12 protein-coding genes, 1 rRNA gene and 1 riboswitch are annotated in these 13,600 nt (G+C 61.3%); of the genes, 9 read left to right on the top strand and 4 right to left on the bottom strand.

What is annotated here, in order from left to right; genetic code table 11:
* Positions 1–80 precede the first annotated feature (80 nt).
* Genes C3418_RS24160 through C3418_RS19980 form a run of 3 tightly spaced genes read left to right on the top strand, consistent with a single transcriptional unit; the run spans position 81 to position 3,069 of the window.
* Entirely contained in the window at positions 81–326 is a 246-nt protein-coding gene (locus tag C3418_RS24160; protein WP_139739353.1) for a hypothetical protein, read from the top strand.
* Positions 327–376: 50 nt separating this feature from the next.
* The gene (locus tag C3418_RS24860) at positions 377–1,615 is read left to right on the top strand and encodes a transporter substrate-binding domain-containing protein (RefSeq protein ID WP_233768460.1); all 1,239 of its coding nucleotides are present in this window, start codon (positions 377–379) and stop codon (positions 1,613–1,615) included.
* Positions 1,501–3,069: an ATP-binding protein gene (locus C3418_RS19980; protein WP_233768459.1), complete on the top strand. Its 1,569-nt coding sequence runs from the start codon at positions 1,501–1,503 to the stop codon at positions 3,067–3,069. Before C3418_RS24860 ends, C3418_RS19980 begins: the two co-directional genes overlap by 115 nt.
* 31 nt (positions 3,070–3,100) lie before the next feature.
* Here C3418_RS19980 and C3418_RS19975 read toward each other — a convergent pair whose 3' ends face one another.
* Positions 3,101–3,541 carry a hypothetical protein gene (locus tag C3418_RS19975; RefSeq protein WP_041212096.1) on the bottom strand — a complete coding sequence of 147 codons (441 nt, stop codon included), beginning with the start codon at positions 3,539–3,541 and terminating at the stop codon, positions 3,101–3,103.
* A gap of 161 nt (positions 3,542–3,702) precedes the next feature.
* Here C3418_RS19975 and C3418_RS19970 point away from each other — a divergent pair, with 161 nt between their 5' ends.
* From C3418_RS19970 to C3418_RS19960, 3 genes are all read left to right on the top strand, one after another.
* Positions 3,703–5,376 carry a sensor histidine kinase gene (locus C3418_RS19970; RefSeq protein WP_039040684.1) on the top strand — a complete coding sequence of 558 codons (1,674 nt, stop codon included), beginning with the start codon at positions 3,703–3,705 and terminating at the stop codon, positions 5,374–5,376.
* A gap of 76 nt (positions 5,377–5,452) precedes the next feature.
* Positions 5,453–6,181 (top strand): LytTR family DNA-binding domain-containing protein, encoded by a 729-nt coding sequence (locus C3418_RS19965; RefSeq protein WP_039040685.1) that lies wholly within the window; start codon positions 5,453–5,455, stop codon positions 6,179–6,181.
* A 109-nt stretch (positions 6,182–6,290) separates the two neighbouring features.
* Positions 6,291–7,484 (top strand): MFS transporter, encoded by a 1,194-nt coding sequence (locus C3418_RS19960; protein ID WP_181023129.1) that lies wholly within the window; start codon positions 6,291–6,293, stop codon positions 7,482–7,484.
* 72 nt (positions 7,485–7,556) lie between these two features.
* On the opposite strand, the gene C3418_RS19955 is transcribed toward C3418_RS19960, so the two are convergent.
* Both C3418_RS19955 and purE read right to left on the bottom strand, forming a co-directional pair.
* Complete coding sequence (locus tag C3418_RS19955) at positions 7,557–8,681, bottom strand: 5-(carboxyamino)imidazole ribonucleotide synthase (RefSeq protein ID WP_103859126.1); 1,125 nt, start codon at positions 8,679–8,681, stop codon at positions 7,557–7,559.
* Positions 8,678–9,187 (bottom strand): 5-(carboxyamino)imidazole ribonucleotide mutase, encoded by a 510-nt coding sequence (gene purE, locus C3418_RS19950; protein ID WP_029313402.1) that lies wholly within the window; start codon positions 9,185–9,187, stop codon positions 8,678–8,680. The genes C3418_RS19955 and purE overlap by 4 nt, the downstream gene beginning before the upstream one ends.
* 207 nt (positions 9,188–9,394) lie before the next feature.
* A riboswitch (cobalamin riboswitch) is annotated at positions 9,395–9,573 on the top strand.
* A 51-nt stretch (positions 9,574–9,624) separates the two neighbouring features.
* On the opposite strand from purE, the gene C3418_RS19945 reads away from it, so the two are divergent.
* Together C3418_RS19945 and murI are read left to right on the top strand one after the other, a co-directional pair.
* Complete coding sequence (locus C3418_RS19945) at positions 9,625–11,490, top strand: TonB-dependent receptor domain-containing protein (protein ID WP_042879289.1); 1,866 nt, start codon at positions 9,625–9,627, stop codon at positions 11,488–11,490.
* A gap of 108 nt (positions 11,491–11,598) precedes the next feature.
* Positions 11,599–12,387: a glutamate racemase gene (gene murI / locus C3418_RS19940; protein ID WP_042864646.1), complete on the top strand. Its 789-nt coding sequence runs from the start codon at positions 11,599–11,601 to the stop codon at positions 12,385–12,387.
* Positions 12,388–12,390: 3 nt separating this feature from the next.
* On the opposite strand, the gene C3418_RS19935 is transcribed toward murI, so the two are convergent.
* Entirely contained in the window at positions 12,391–12,882 is a 492-nt protein-coding gene (locus tag C3418_RS19935; RefSeq protein WP_029313407.1) for an RNA-binding protein, read from the bottom strand.
* Positions 12,883–13,485: 603 nt separating this feature from the next.
* Between C3418_RS19935 and C3418_RS19930 the strand changes: the two genes are divergently transcribed.
* Positions 13,486–13,600: ribosomal RNA gene (locus C3418_RS19930) — 16S ribosomal RNA — on the top strand; the annotation flags it as partial.

Genomic DNA, 13,600 nt, shown 5'->3' with positions numbered 1-13,600 from the left:
TAAATGGCGAAGAAACGGTCTAAATAGGCTGATTCAAGGCATTTACGGGAGAAAAGATCGGCTCAAACTGAAAAAATGAAATGACTGAGTCAGCCGAGAAGAATTTCCCCGCTTATTCGCACCTTCCCTATCAGAGCAGCATTCAATTATTGAAGCCGCTCTATATCGATACCGCCGGTTTTGCCTTTGCCCTCAATCCCAAGGAGCGGCGACTCAAGAGGATCATGGATATCGCGCTGGGGGAGATCCTCGAGGGCAAGCGGGCGGAAGTGGCCAAGCGCTGGAATGGGGGGGCCTCTCCATCGGTGCCAGCAGAATCGACCTGAGCCGCGAGCAATGGGAATGGCTGAGCAAACGGGAGAAGATCCGGATTGCGGTGAACAGCGGCATCCCGCCCCTCAGTTTCTATGACGTCACCGGTACCATGCACGGCGTGGTCGCCGATCTGCTGCAGGTCATGCGAGCCAAGCTGGGAGTGGAGCTCGAGGTGGTGCCTGCCAAGACGCCGGAGCAGATGACCCAGTTGCTGGATAGTGGCCAGGTGGATGCGGGGGTGTTGAGCCCCTCTGCCGAGCGCAGGAACCGCTATCTGTTCAGCCGGGCCTTTGTCCTCGATCCCCTCTCCTATGTGGTGGGGCTGCGCCACCGGGAGGTCCCCCCTGCATCGCTGCTCAAGACCGGCACCGTGGCCATGGTCAGAGGCTTTATCTCGACCCAGGCCATCGAGGCGGAATACGGCAAGCTGACGTCGCGGCAGTTCGATACGATTGAAGACGCCATGCGTTGTGTGGCGACGGAAGTGTGTGATGTGACCATACTGCCGCTGCGGGTGGCCAAGTACTACGTGAACAGCAAATTCCCCGATAGCCTGCTCATCACGGGAGAGCTGTTCGATTCCATCCCCATCGGTGCCGCGTTTGCGGTCACCCCCGCGCATCCCGTACTGAGGGACATTCTGGACAAGGTGATTGCCATCATTCCGCCGGATGAGCTGGAAGGGCTCTCCAACCGCTGGCGGGTCAATGTCAAACAGGAGAGTGTCTCCTGGCAGGAGTTGATTCAGGAGTTCGGGGTCTTTATCGCCTTGATCTTGCTGCTGACCATCTGGGTTGGCCTGTGGGGCCTGTCCCTGCGCAAGCAGATCCGCGAGCGGCGGCTGGTGGAGGGGGCGTTGAGCACCCAGCTCAAGTTCATCGCCGATCTGGTGGACGGGACACCTCACCCCATCTATGCGCGGGATTTGAACGGGATCCTGGTACTGTGCAACAGCAGCTATGCCAGCTTCCTTGGCGAGCCCAAGGTCGGTCTGCTCGGCACGGGCCTGGACGACGCGCGCACGCGCTGGCCCTTTCTTGCTCCCCTGCACGGGGATCTGGTGCTTTCCTGTGACAGCCGCCTCGCCCAGGAGGGGGATCACCGTCTGCTCCTGCCGACGGGCGGGGTCGACGTCTATCACTGGGTTCAGCCTTACTACGATCTGGACGGCAATGTGCAGGGGGGGTGGGAGGCTGGATTGACGTCAGCGAACGGGTACGCCTGCTCGATGAGCTGGCGGTGGCCAGCCAGGAGGCCCAGGAGGCAAACCGTGCCAAGAGCACCTTCCTCGCGACCATGAGCCACGAGATCCGTACCCCCATGAATGCCATCATCGGCTTGCTGGAACTGGCGCTCAAGCGGGGTCGGCTGCATGAGGAGGATCAGGCCTCCCTCGCCATTGTCCATGGCTCTGCCAGCGATCTGCTGAGCTTCATCGGCGACATCCTGGATATTTCCAAGATCGAGTCTGGCCGGTTTGAACTGGCCCCCGAGCCCCATGACATCGTGACCCTGACAGCGTCGGTCATCACCGTATTCACTGCGCTGGCGAGGCAGAAAAACCTGCGGCTGGAGCTCGTCACGGGCGATCCGTCCTGGGTGCAGATCGATGGTCTTTGTTACAAGCAGGTCGTCTCCAACCTGATCAGCAACGCCATCAAGTACACCGATTGCGGATCGGTCACGGTGACGCTGGCTTCCCGGGTCAGCGATGGCTGGTGTACCGTGCAGCTCACCATTCTGGATACCGGTATCGGCATCGATCAGGCCGAGCAGGCCAGGCTGTTCGAGCCCTTCAGCCAGGCCAGCCAACCCGAGAAAATCCAGCAGTCGGGTACAGGCCTGGGTCTGATGATCTCCCGCTCCCTGTGCGAGACGATGGGCGGCTCCTTGAAACTGGAAAGTACGCCCGGGCAGGGAACCCGGGTCAGTGTCGAGATGAAGCTGCCGGTGGCCGATGCCGTGGCGATGCCCGCTGCGCCTGCACAGGAGCCGGTGGTTGAGCCGGGGCGGCGACTGAAGATCATGGTCGTGGATGATCATCCAGCCAACCGGTTGCTGGTCAGCCAGCAGCTGGCCTATCTGGGTCATGACGCCACGGCCGTCGAGTCGGGAGAAGAGGCGCTGCGGCGGCTGGTCGAAGCCAGGGTGGATGTCGTCATGACCGACTTCAACATGCCCGGCATGAACGGATTCGAGCTGGCTCGTCAGTGCCGTGAGCTGGAGCGGCTGCACGGCTGGCGACGCACCATGATCCTCGGGCTGACGGCCGATGCGCGGCAGGAGCAGATCAATGAAGGGCAGGCGGCAGGGATGGATGACTGTCTGTTCAAGCCCGTCGGACTGGAGGCGCTCGATCACTGCCTGCGTCGGCACATGCAGCGGGAAGAGCAGAGTGACATGGCCGCCTGCATGGAGGAGATCCGGCGGTATCTGGGGCCGCTGACTGCACACCAGTCGACCCTGATGGTGCCTCTGCTGGCGGAGTTCGTGCGGGCCAGTGACGACGATATCGCGGGATTGCAACGGGCCGCGGAGGAGGGGCATGTTGGCCAGTTCATCGACCGCATACATCGCCTGAAAGGGGGAGCCAGAATAATGGGCACTCTGAAACTGGTGGCGACCTGCAGCGAAATAGAATCCTGGGAGCTCGATCAGGCCAGGCTGCCCGAGGCGCTGGCCCGTTTGCAGCAAGAGTACGAGGTCGTTCGGCTGGCAGCGACCCAACTACAGGTGATGGACGGGGAGGAATGAAGGCATGGGAACATGCCTTCGGCTCCTGTGGTCAGCCCAGCCAGTACACCATCAACTCATAGGCGGCGTCGCCCACCTGATCCGGTCTGGCTGACGGGGCCTGATAGCTGAGGTAATAGCGGGTCGCCTGCGCCAGGGGGAGGGCGCGGCTTGCTTCGAGGGGTTGTCCGTTGAGCGCCAGCGTGATCCGGAGATCATCCTGCTGTGGCAGGGAGCCGTAGAGTGCGCGGGCTTGCAAACGATAGGTGGTGTTGAAATCCGGGTGGCTCAGGTCTGCTGCCAGGATCTGGACGGGAGCCTGTGCCGGATCCGAATTGATGGCCTGGAGGCCTGGGTGGGTAAGCGCTACTTCCATGTTGGTCTCTTTGCTGGCGGTGGTCTGCCAGTTCAGCTGGCTCACCTGCGTATTGGCGTGAACGGCGGCACTGCTGCAACCGATCATCACTGCCAGCACCATGCTTTTTTGAAACATAGTTATCTCCTTTGTCGGACTGGGCCCTCCTTGGCGAGGGCCTCCTCTTATCGGCGTTTTCCCCGAAAGCTGAACCGCTCTCCCCGGATTCGCCCATGAGTCGGCGGCAGATAAGGGGTATGATCCGCCCCCTGGCGCCATGCCATTGACGGAGGAGAGCCATGCTCGAAAATCAGATGATGTTGTTGGCGGTGTTTGAGCGGGCGGCGCTGATGCTGATGACGCTCTTTCTTCTCACCCGCACCCGGCCGTTCCAGCGACTGTTCCAGAAGCGTGACCACACCCCGGCCGAGCTGGTGCTGGTGGCGGCCATCTTCTGTCTGTTCGCGGTGTTCAGCACCTACACCGGCATTCCGGTGGAGGGGGCCCTCATCAACGTGCGGATCATCGCCATCATCTCGGGCGGCATCCTGTTCGGCCCCTGGGTCGGCATTCCGGCCGGAGTCATCTCGGGGCTGCACCGTTATCTCATCGACATGGATGGCCACACCTCCATTCCCTGTCTCATCGCCAGCATCATCGCCGGCCTGCTTGCCACCTGGCTGCACCTGCGCTGTCGCAAGTCGCGGCTCTGGCTCTATGGCATCCTGGCGGGGATGGCCTGCGAGGGGCTGACCATGCTGCTTATCTGGCAACTGACCGAGCCCCATGCGGTAGGTGTGGAGATAGTCAGTCATATTGCCTATCCCATGATCGCCGGGGCGCTCTGTATCGGGCTCATCATCAAGCTGGTGCAGGACCTGGACGACGAGAAGGAGCTGATTGCCGCCAAGCAGGCCAAGCTGGCGCTCGACATCGCCAACAAGACGTTGCCGTTTTTCCAGAACATCGATCGCCACTCCCTGAGCCAGGTGTGCGGCATCATTCGCAGCGAGATCAGCGCCGATGCGGTGGCCATCACCGATACCCGCGACGTGCTGGCCTATGTGGGGGTGGGCAAGGATTACTACGAGCTGGACGAGCACCACGCCATCAGCGACATGACCCACAGAGCGGTGCTGCTGGACCAGATCATCATCAACAACGATCTGCGCCAGTATCACCTCTCCGATTTTCACTCGGTCATCATTATTCCGCTGCGGGAAAACGGCGCCGTCAGCGGCACCCTCAAGATCTACTATCGCCGCACCCACAGCATCACCAGCTCCCTCAAGGAGATGGCGGTGGGTCTCTCCCAGCTCATCTCCACCCAGATGGAGGTGTCGCGCATCGAGCAGCTCAAGGAGATGACCCGCAAGGCGGAGTTCACCGCGCTGCAGAGCAAGATCAACCCCCACTTCCTGTTCAACGCCCTCAATGCCATCTCGTCGCTGATCCGCATCCGTCCCCAGCAGGCACGCCAGCTCATTGCCAATCTGGCGGATTACCTGCGCTACAACCTCAACAAGGGGGACACCCTCATCGACATCCAGGAGGAGCTGCAGCAGGTGCGCGACTACGTGGCCATCGAGCAGGCCCGCTTCGGCGACAAGCTGGAGGTGGTGTTCGAGGTGGACGACGTGCATATCCAGGTGCCGAGCCTGCTGTTGCAGCCGTTGGTGGAAAACGCCATCCTGCACGGCATCCAGCCCCGCAGTGCGCCGGGTCGGGTCACCATCGAGGTGAAGCAGCTGGCGGGCGGCATCCGGGTCGCGGTGCGCGACACAGGCTACGGCATCAGCCAGGCGGTGATCGACGGGGTCGCCGCCGGTCGGGTGGAGAGCCGCAGCATCGGTCTGATGAACGTGCATCAGCGGGTAAAGCTGCTCTATGGCGACGGCCTGCACCTCAAGCGGCTGGAGCCGGGGACCGAAGTCTGTTTCTATCTGCCTGATCAGGAGGCAATGCCATGCTGAAAGCCATCATAGTGGAAGACGAATGTTTGATACGGGAGGAGCTGGCCTCTCCTGTGCTCCTTATGGGGGCAATGTCATGCTGAAAGCGATCATTGTGGAAGATGAGTATCTGGCCCGCGAGGAGCTGGCCTTTCTGGTGGGGCAGCACAGCAACATCGAGATAGTGGCGAGCTTCGAGGACGGGCTGGAGGCGTTCAAGTATCTGCAGGATCACGAGGTGGACGTGGTGTTTCTGGATATCCAGATCCCCGCCATCGACGGCCTGCTGCTGGCCAAGAACCTGCACAAGTCCAGTCACCCGCCCCACATCGTCTTCGTCACCGCCTACAAGGAGTTTGCGGTGGAGGCGTTCGAGCTGGAGGCATTCGACTACATCCTCAAGCCCTACAACGAGCCGCGCCTCATCAATCTGCTGCAGAAGCTCGAACTGGCGGGCAAGTCCCAGCCCCAGGGTGCGGAGTCCGGGACGCCACAGAACCGCACCGTCAATCTGGTGAAGGGGGAGCGCATCATCGTCACCCCCTGCGAGCAGATCTACTACGCGGAAGCCGACGAGAAGCTGACCCATGTCTACACCCGTACCGATCGCTACGTGATGACCATGACCCTCAGCGAGTTCGTCAGTCGGTTGCCTGCCGAGGGGTTCTTCCGCTGCCACCGCTCCTACTGCGTCAACATCAACAAGATCCGCGAGATAGTGCCCTGGTTCAACAGCACCTATCTCATCCGGCTCCATGACCTGCCGTTCGAGGTGCCGGTCAGCCGCAGCAACATCAAGGCATTCCGTCAGCTGATGCGGCTCTGATTGTCATTCATTCCCGCCGATCTGCATTTCATGCCTTAATCGGTCGGCGGGAGTGGCGTCTTGCCTATAGTGGCCCCAGTTTCCTTAAGGCCATTCCTCGAGACGCATCATGACCATCGATCTGAATCGCACCCGCTACCTCACCCTGTTGGGGACCATCATCACCCAGTTCGCGCTGGGATCCGTGTACACCTGGAGCCTGTTCAACGCCCAGCTTTCCGACAAGCTGGACGAGCCGGTGAGCCAGGTCGCCTTCGCCTTTGGCCTGCTCAGCCTCTCCCTGGCGGTGGCCTCCTCCCTGGCGGGCAAGCTGCAGGAGCGCTTCGGGGTGCGCAACGTCACCCTGGGCGCCGGCGTGCTGCTCGGCATCGGCTTCTTCCTCACCGCTCATGCCAGCAACCTGGCGATGCTCTACCTCTGTGCCGGCATCCTGGTCGGTTTTGCCGACGGTACCGGCTACCTGATGACCCTCTCCAACTGCGTGAAGTGGTTCCCGGAGCGCAAGGGGCTCATCTCCGCCTGCTCCATCGGTGCCTACGGTCTCGGCAGCCTGGGCTTCAAGTACATCAACCTGCTGCTGCTTTCGAGCAACGGGCTTGAGACCACCTTCCAGCTGTGGGGGCTGATCGCCATGTCCATGGTGCTGGTGGGTGGCATGCTGATGAAGGATGCGCCCAAGCAGGCCGCCGCCGTGCAGCAGAGCGAGAGCCGCGACTTCACCCTGGCCGAGGCGATGCGCAAGCCCCAATACTGGATGCTGGCGCTGATGTTCCTCACCGCCTGCATGAGCGGTCTCTACGTCATCGGCGTGGCCAAGGACATCGGCGAGAAGATGGTGGGCCTGCCGGCCGTGGTCGCCGCCAACGCCGTCGCCATCATCGCCATGGCCAACCTGGGCGGCCGGCTGGTGCTGGGCATCCTCTCCGACAAGATGTCCCGTATCCGGGTCATCACCATCGCCCAGTTGATTACCCTGGCGGGCATGGCGCTGCTGCTGTTCGCGCCGCTCAATGCCAACTTGTTCTTCGTGGCAGTGGCCTGTGTAGCGTTCAGCTTCGGCGGTACCATCACCGTCTACCCCTCGCTGGTGAGCGACTTCTTCGGCCTCAACAACCTGACCAAGAACTACGGCGTCATCTATCTGGGCTTTGGTCTGGGCAGCATCATCGGCTCCATCGTGGCCTCCCTGTTCGGCGGCTTCATGGCGACCTTCAACCTGATCCTGGTGTTGCTGGTGGTGGCCCTGGTGCTCTCTCTCACCATCCGCCTGCCGGCTCCCGTTGCGGCTGTCGACAGGGCCTGACCCCTCTCGCTTCTCAAGTCATAAAAAAAGACCCGGGCCTTGGCCCGGGTCTTTGCATGTCAAGGGGTGGACTCAGCGCGGAGGCAGACCCAGCAGGGCGCGCAGCTGGTGCGCGGTGGCCTCGACGGCGGGCCAGTCGCGGCCAGTGACGGTGACGTGGCCCATCTTGCGGCCGGGGCGGGCTTCGCCCTTGCCATAGAGGTGAAGGTGCACCCCGGGCAGGGCCAGGGCGCTAGCCCAGTCCGGCGTGCCGTCTTGCCACAGATCCCCGAGCAGGTTGAGCAGGATGGCGGGCTGCACCTCAGCCTGCGCCGGCAGCGGCAGATCGCACAGGGCGCGCACCTGCAACTCGAACTGGCTGCAACCGGCGTTGTCGATGCTGGGATGACCCGAATTGTGGGGCCGGGGGGCCATCTCGTTGACCAGCAGTTCACCGCCGACTAGGAAGAACTCCACCGTCAGCACACCCACATAGTCGAGGGCGGCGATGATGTGCTCGGCGATGCGCTGGGCCTCGCGCTCCAGGGCGGGCACATTGGCCGGGGAGCGGGTCTGATCCAGGATGCCGCCGCTGTGCCAGTTCTGCACCAGGGGCAGGGCACTGATGGCACCGCTCGGACTGCGGGCCAGGGTGAGGGCAAACTCCCCCTCCAGCGGCAGGCGCTTCTCCAGCACGCAAGGGACACCGCTGGCGGCCAGGGCCGCTGGCAATTCGCCCGCATTGTGGATAGTCCACTGCCCCTTGCCATCGTAGCCTTCGCGGGCGGTCTTGAGGATGGCGGGGAAGAGGTCGCTGGGCAGGGCGGGCAGCGGCTCGCCGGGCAGCAGGGTCAGGTTCGGGGCGACCGGTACGCTGGCGCGGGTCAGGAAGGCTTTCTCTTCCCGGCGATCCTGACAGACACGTACTGCGCTCGCGGCCGGGCGCACCGGCTTGTACTGCTCCAGCAGGGCCAGGGAGGCGGCGGGCACGTTTTCGAACTCGCAGGTGATGGCGTCGCAGCGGCTGGCCAGATCGCGCAGGGCATCGGCATCGTCATAGGCGGCAACGATCTGCTCGTCGGCGGCTGCACCGGCGATGCTGATGGGGTCCGGGTCCAGCACGATCACCTTGTAGCCGAGACGGTGGGCAGACATCACGAAGTAGCGGCCGAGCTGGCCGCCACCGAGCATACCCAAAGTGGCGGGGGGCAGTATCATGCTGGCTCCTCCAGGGTGAGCGCCAGCACCCGGTCGCGCTCCTTGGCGCGGAAGCCGTCGAGCTGCTGGTGATAACGGGGAGCGTCGCCATCCTGGGCGACAGAGAGCAGGGACACGGCGAACAGACCGGCATTGGCGGCACCCGCCTCGCCGATGGCGAAGGTGGCGACCGGCACGCCCTTGGGCATCTGCACGATGGAGAGCAGGGAATCCATCCCCTTGAGCTGGCGGGTGGGGATGGGCACGCCCAGCACCGGGATCGTGGTCTTGGCGGCCAGCATGCCCGGCAGGTGGGCTGCGCCGCCGGCGCCAGCGATGATGGCGCGCAGACCACGATCGCGCGCACTGGCGGCATATTCAAACAGGAGATCCGGGGTGCGATGGGCGGATACGACGCGCGCTTCATAGGGCACGCCGTGCTCCTTGAGGATGCGGGCGGCGGCCTGCATCACGGGCCAGTCAGAGTCGGAGCCCATTACCAGGCCGATCATAGGGGGGGTCGTCATTACGGCTTCCTCGGATGTCAAACGTTTGCCGCATGTTACCAAAAAGCCGTGGGATCTGGCTCAACATTTCTTGTGTTTGACCCGCTCGAATGACGGTCAACGAGCCTCAAGGTACGAGAGGGGGCGAGGATCTGCGCCACTTGGCACCGACTTTGGGTAAAAACGACATTAGAAATCCAGATGGCTATACATCCAAGACAGCTCTGCCTATAATCCCCCCGCTTTGGCGCATCATGCTTAAAAGGGAATCCGGTGAGAATCCGGAGCTGGCGCGCAGCGGTAAGGGGGAACGAAGCGACATCAGGGCACTGCCGTCAGGTGGGAAGCCGTCGCCGTAGGCCATCAGCCCCCAAGCCCGAAGACCTGCCAAAGTTCGTATTTCGGGCCGAGAAAAACCGGCCACGAAGTAGATGCTTACGCGAACTTAAGGATCTCTCATGTCCAAGACATTATTGGCGGCTGCCCTGTTGCCAACGGCGGCCTTTGCCCAACAACTGACCATCCCCGTCAATCCCACCATGGTGGTGACCGCTACCCGTGTCGCCCAGCCTGCCTCCAGTGTGCTGGCTCCCGTCAACGTGGTGACCCGTGACGAGATCGATCGCCTGCAAGCCCAGACCGTGACCGACGTGGTCAAGACCCTGCCCGGCGTGGAAGTGGTCAGCAACGGCGGCCGCGGCCAGCTCAGCTCGCTGCGGGTACGTGGTGGCACCTCTTCCCAGACCCTGGTGCTGGTGGACGGGGTGCGCAGCGCCTCTCTGACCGCCGGGATGACCGAGCTCAACAACCTGCCCCTCAACCAGGTGGAGCGGATCGAATATATCCGCGGTGCGCGCGCCACCATTTATGGATCCGATGCCATCGGTGGGGTCATCAATATCATCACTCGCCCGGATCAGGGGACCAATCAACACAAGTTCAACTTGGGTGCGGGCTCCCACAAGCAGCGTCAGGCCGCCTTCAGCAGCGCCAGCCAGGTGGGTGATGCGGGTCAGATCAAGGTCGCTGGTGGTTTCGATGACGAGACCGGCTACAACGTGCACCCCATCGTCGGGGTGAACGATGGCGACAAGCATGGCCACCGGGGCTACAACGCCATGGTGGATTATCAGCAGGCGCTGGCCAGCAACTGGGATCTGTTCGGTACGACCCGTTGGTTCCGCAACATTGCCCAGTACGACAGATCCTCTGCCGCTTCCGCCTGGGGCCCGGCGTTCCATCAACGCAACGAGACCTGGACCGAGAACCAGAGCTACCAGCTCGGCTCCCGCTATCATGACGAGCGCTACCTGAGCGAACTGCGCGGCGCCTTCTCCAAACAGGATGCCTACGACTACCCGGATACCAGCGGCCGCGATCAGTCCGCTGATCGACTCTATACCCGTCAATACACCCTGAACTGGGTCAACAGCGTCAAACTGGACGAGAGCTGGACCCTGGGGGGCGGCGCCGACTGGCAGCGCGACATGCTGGACGATAGTTCCCGCTCCTCTGGCGTCGCCTTCCCGAGTGACGCCGATGAGCGTGACAACACCGGGCTCTATGCCCTGGCCCAGTTTGACAACCAGGTCTGGCAGGCCGAGCTGAGCGGTCGCAGCGATGACAACGAGCAGTTCGGACGTCACAACACCTGGCAAACCGGCGCTGGCTGGCGCTTCGTTGAGGATTATCGCCTCAGTGCCCGCTACGGCACCGGTTTCCGTGCCCCCTCCTTCAACGATCTCTACTACCCGGGGTCCGGCAATCCTGATCTGAAGCCGGAAGAGTCGAAAAGCCACGAGTTGATGCTGGACGGACAGACCGCTGGTGTGGAGTGGCGCTTGACCGGTTATCGCAACGACTTCGAGCAGATGATCCAGTGGGCACCGGACAGCCAGGGCATGTGGACGCCGCAAAACGTCGGCAAGGCGCGGATTGAAGGGGTTGAACTGGAAGGGGAGTTCGAGACCGGCTGGCTGAGCCATCGCGTTTCCGCCGAATACAAGGATCCCAAGGACAAGGTCACCGACAAGCAGTTGCAGCTGATCTCCCGCAAGGGGGCCAAGTGGGTGAGCCAGGCGCAGTGGCAGCAGTTCGATGGCTCCCTGAGCTGGATCTACCAGGGTGAGCGTTATGGTGACGCGGCCAATACCACCCAGCTGGGCGGTTACAGCGTTTGGAACCTGGCGGTGGGCTATCAGGTTGCACCGTCCTGGAAGGTCTCCGGCAAGATCAGCAACCTGCTGGACAAGGAGTACCAGACCTCGGTGGGTTACCCGGCTGACGAGCGTGCCTACTATGTGACGGTGGACTACGCACTCTGATCCCCTTGTCTGGATCTGAAAAATCAGGGGCCCTGCCATTGGCAGGGCCTTTTCTATTGGCGCCGGGCGGGAGTATGATCGCGGCCTCGCATTCAAGGGGGAGCTCAGGTGGCCAATATTCTCGTGTTCGACTCCGGTATGGGCGGTCTGACTGTCTATGGGGAGATCCGTCGCGCTCTGCCGGAGCACAACTATTTCTACAGTTTCGACAATGCCCACTTTCCCTATGGCGAGCTGAGTGAGGCGGCCCTCATCGAGGCTTGTACCGGACTGGTCAGCCACATGGTGGCCGAGCACGCCATCGATCTGGTGGTGATCGCCTGCAATACCGCCAGCACCATTGCCCTGCCATCCCTGCGTACCGCACTCAGCATTCCCGTGGTCGGCGTGGTCCCTGCGATCAAGCCTGCCGCCGCCCTGACCCGTAACGGCTACATCGGTCTGCTGGCAACGCCCGGCACCGTCAGCCGTGACTATACCCATGAACTCATCGCCCAGTTCGCCCCGGGTAAGCATGTGCTGCTGAAGGGGGCCACCGAACTGGTTATCGAAGCCGAGCGCAAGCTGGCGGGGTTGCCGGTCAATATGGCCCTGCTCAGAGAGATGCTCGCAGACTGGATGGAAGGGGAGGAGAGGCCGGATACCCTGGTACTGGGATGTACCCACTTCCCCTTGCTCAACGAAGAGATCAAACAGCTGATGCCGGAATGTCAACTGGTCGATTCGGGTCTTGCCGTGGCAAGGCGGGTGGCGCATTTGCTGGCGACACTGCCGGTCCAGGCACCTGGCGAGGGGACGGGACGTGCCTACTGCACGCGACTGGATGCTGGGGCCCAGAAACTGACAGCCCCCTTGCAAGCTTGGGGGCTGTCGTCACTCGAAGAAGTGGTGTACTGAATATCAGGCGTCGACGTCGTTGACGTCCTTCTCATCCCGGTCCCGCTTGTCATTTGCTTCACGCACTTTCAGGGTGCGCTGCTGATACTCCTTGTCATTGAGCGCGGCGATGGCCTTGGCCGCATCGGCGACAGGCATCTCCACAAACCCGAAGCCCCTGCGTTTGCCGGTGGCCTTGTCCTTCATCAGACGAACTGACAGTACCTGACCTTGCTCGGCAAAGAGTTCGCGCACCGCAATCTCGTTGGCGCGATAGGGCAGGTTGCCTACATATAAGGTACAGGTCTCCTGGCTGGTCGCCTGTTCGAGGGCGGTGGCAGGCGCACGGTTAAGGAAGAGCGGTACCACGAAACCGCCAATGGCCAGACCGGCGGCAAAAATGACTTCGACTTTCAGAGAGAACTGCAGGGCCTGGGCAACCAGATAGCCGAGCAGCGCCAATACCAGAGCAAGAACTGCTGCCTGCACATAAACGGGAAACTTGGATAAATTCATCTTTAAAGACCTTTTGTAAATGAAAGCAAAAAAGGTGCAACACTCTATTCACCTTCATGGTAACCAGCTTTACGACCAGACGCTACCATGGACCACTTGAGGCAAATTATCCGCTTCAGTATGGCATTCCTTCAGCCAGGAAGATCCTGATAAATGCCAATAAAAGAGGGCTGAAATCATCAGCTTGTGGATAACATTGTATATATACACTGGGTAAGTTGTTTCTAACTGGATAATTTGAAGTTTCCGTGACTTTCTTCAAAAAATCCCTTGTCATCGTAACCGGCCTCCCTATAATGCGCCCCTACCAGCACGGCGGACCACGCCGAACTGATGAGCTAGCTTCCTCGTGAAGCCAGCGCCGAAAGAAAAGCGAAAACAACCGCTTGACTTTCGAAGTGAGGAGCGTAAGATGCGCCTCCTCAACGCGATAAGCGTGACGCTCTTTAACAATTTGAATCAAGCAATCTGTGTGGGCACTCACAGCATCGAGCATCAAAAACAATTTTTGATTTTCAATGTCTGATGAAGTGACCAAAGCAACGAAAGTTGCAGCAGTTAATTCAGCAATTCATTGAGCCGCCTTTATTGGCAACCAAACTTAAATTGAAGAGTTTGATCATGGCTCAGATTGAACGCTGGCGGCAGGCCTAACACATGCAAGTCGAGCGGCAGCGGGAAAGTAGCTTGCTACTTTTGCCGGCGAGCGGCGGACGGG

The organism is Aeromonas sp. ASNIH8, from assembly GCF_002919855.1.
Taxonomy (GTDB): Bacteria; Pseudomonadota; Gammaproteobacteria; order Enterobacterales; family Aeromonadaceae; genus Aeromonas; species Aeromonas caviae.
The sequence above is the reverse complement of the archived record's forward strand: the minus strand, read 5'-3'. Positions and strand labels throughout refer to the sequence as shown.

Bases quoted from the DNA above. Each gene is read 5' to 3' on its own strand.
- C3418_RS24160 (WP_139739353.1), top strand. From the start codon at position 81: ATGACTGAGTCAGCCGAGAAGAATTTCCCCGCTTATTCGCACCTTCCC.
- C3418_RS19975 (WP_041212096.1), bottom strand. From the start codon at position 3,541: ATGTTTCAAAAAAGCATGGTGCTGGCAGTGATGATCGGTTGCAGCAGT.
- C3418_RS19970 (WP_039040684.1), top strand. From the start codon at position 3,703: ATGCTCGAAAATCAGATGATGTTGTTGGCGGTGTTTGAGCGGGCGGCG.
- C3418_RS19965 (WP_039040685.1), top strand. From the start codon at position 5,453: ATGCTGAAAGCGATCATTGTGGAAGATGAGTATCTGGCCCGCGAGGAG.
- C3418_RS19960 (WP_181023129.1), top strand. From the start codon at position 6,291: ATGACCATCGATCTGAATCGCACCCGCTACCTCACCCTGTTGGGGACC.
- C3418_RS19955 (WP_103859126.1), bottom strand. From the start codon at position 8,681: ATGATACTGCCCCCCGCCACTTTGGGTATGCTCGGTGGCGGCCAGCTC.
- purE (WP_029313402.1), bottom strand. From the start codon at position 9,187: ATGACGACCCCCCCTATGATCGGCCTGGTAATGGGCTCCGACTCTGAC.
- C3418_RS19945 (WP_042879289.1), top strand. From the start codon at position 9,625: ATGTCCAAGACATTATTGGCGGCTGCCCTGTTGCCAACGGCGGCCTTT.
- C3418_RS19935 (WP_029313407.1), bottom strand. From the start codon at position 12,882: ATGAATTTATCCAAGTTTCCCGTTTATGTGCAGGCAGCAGTTCTTGCT.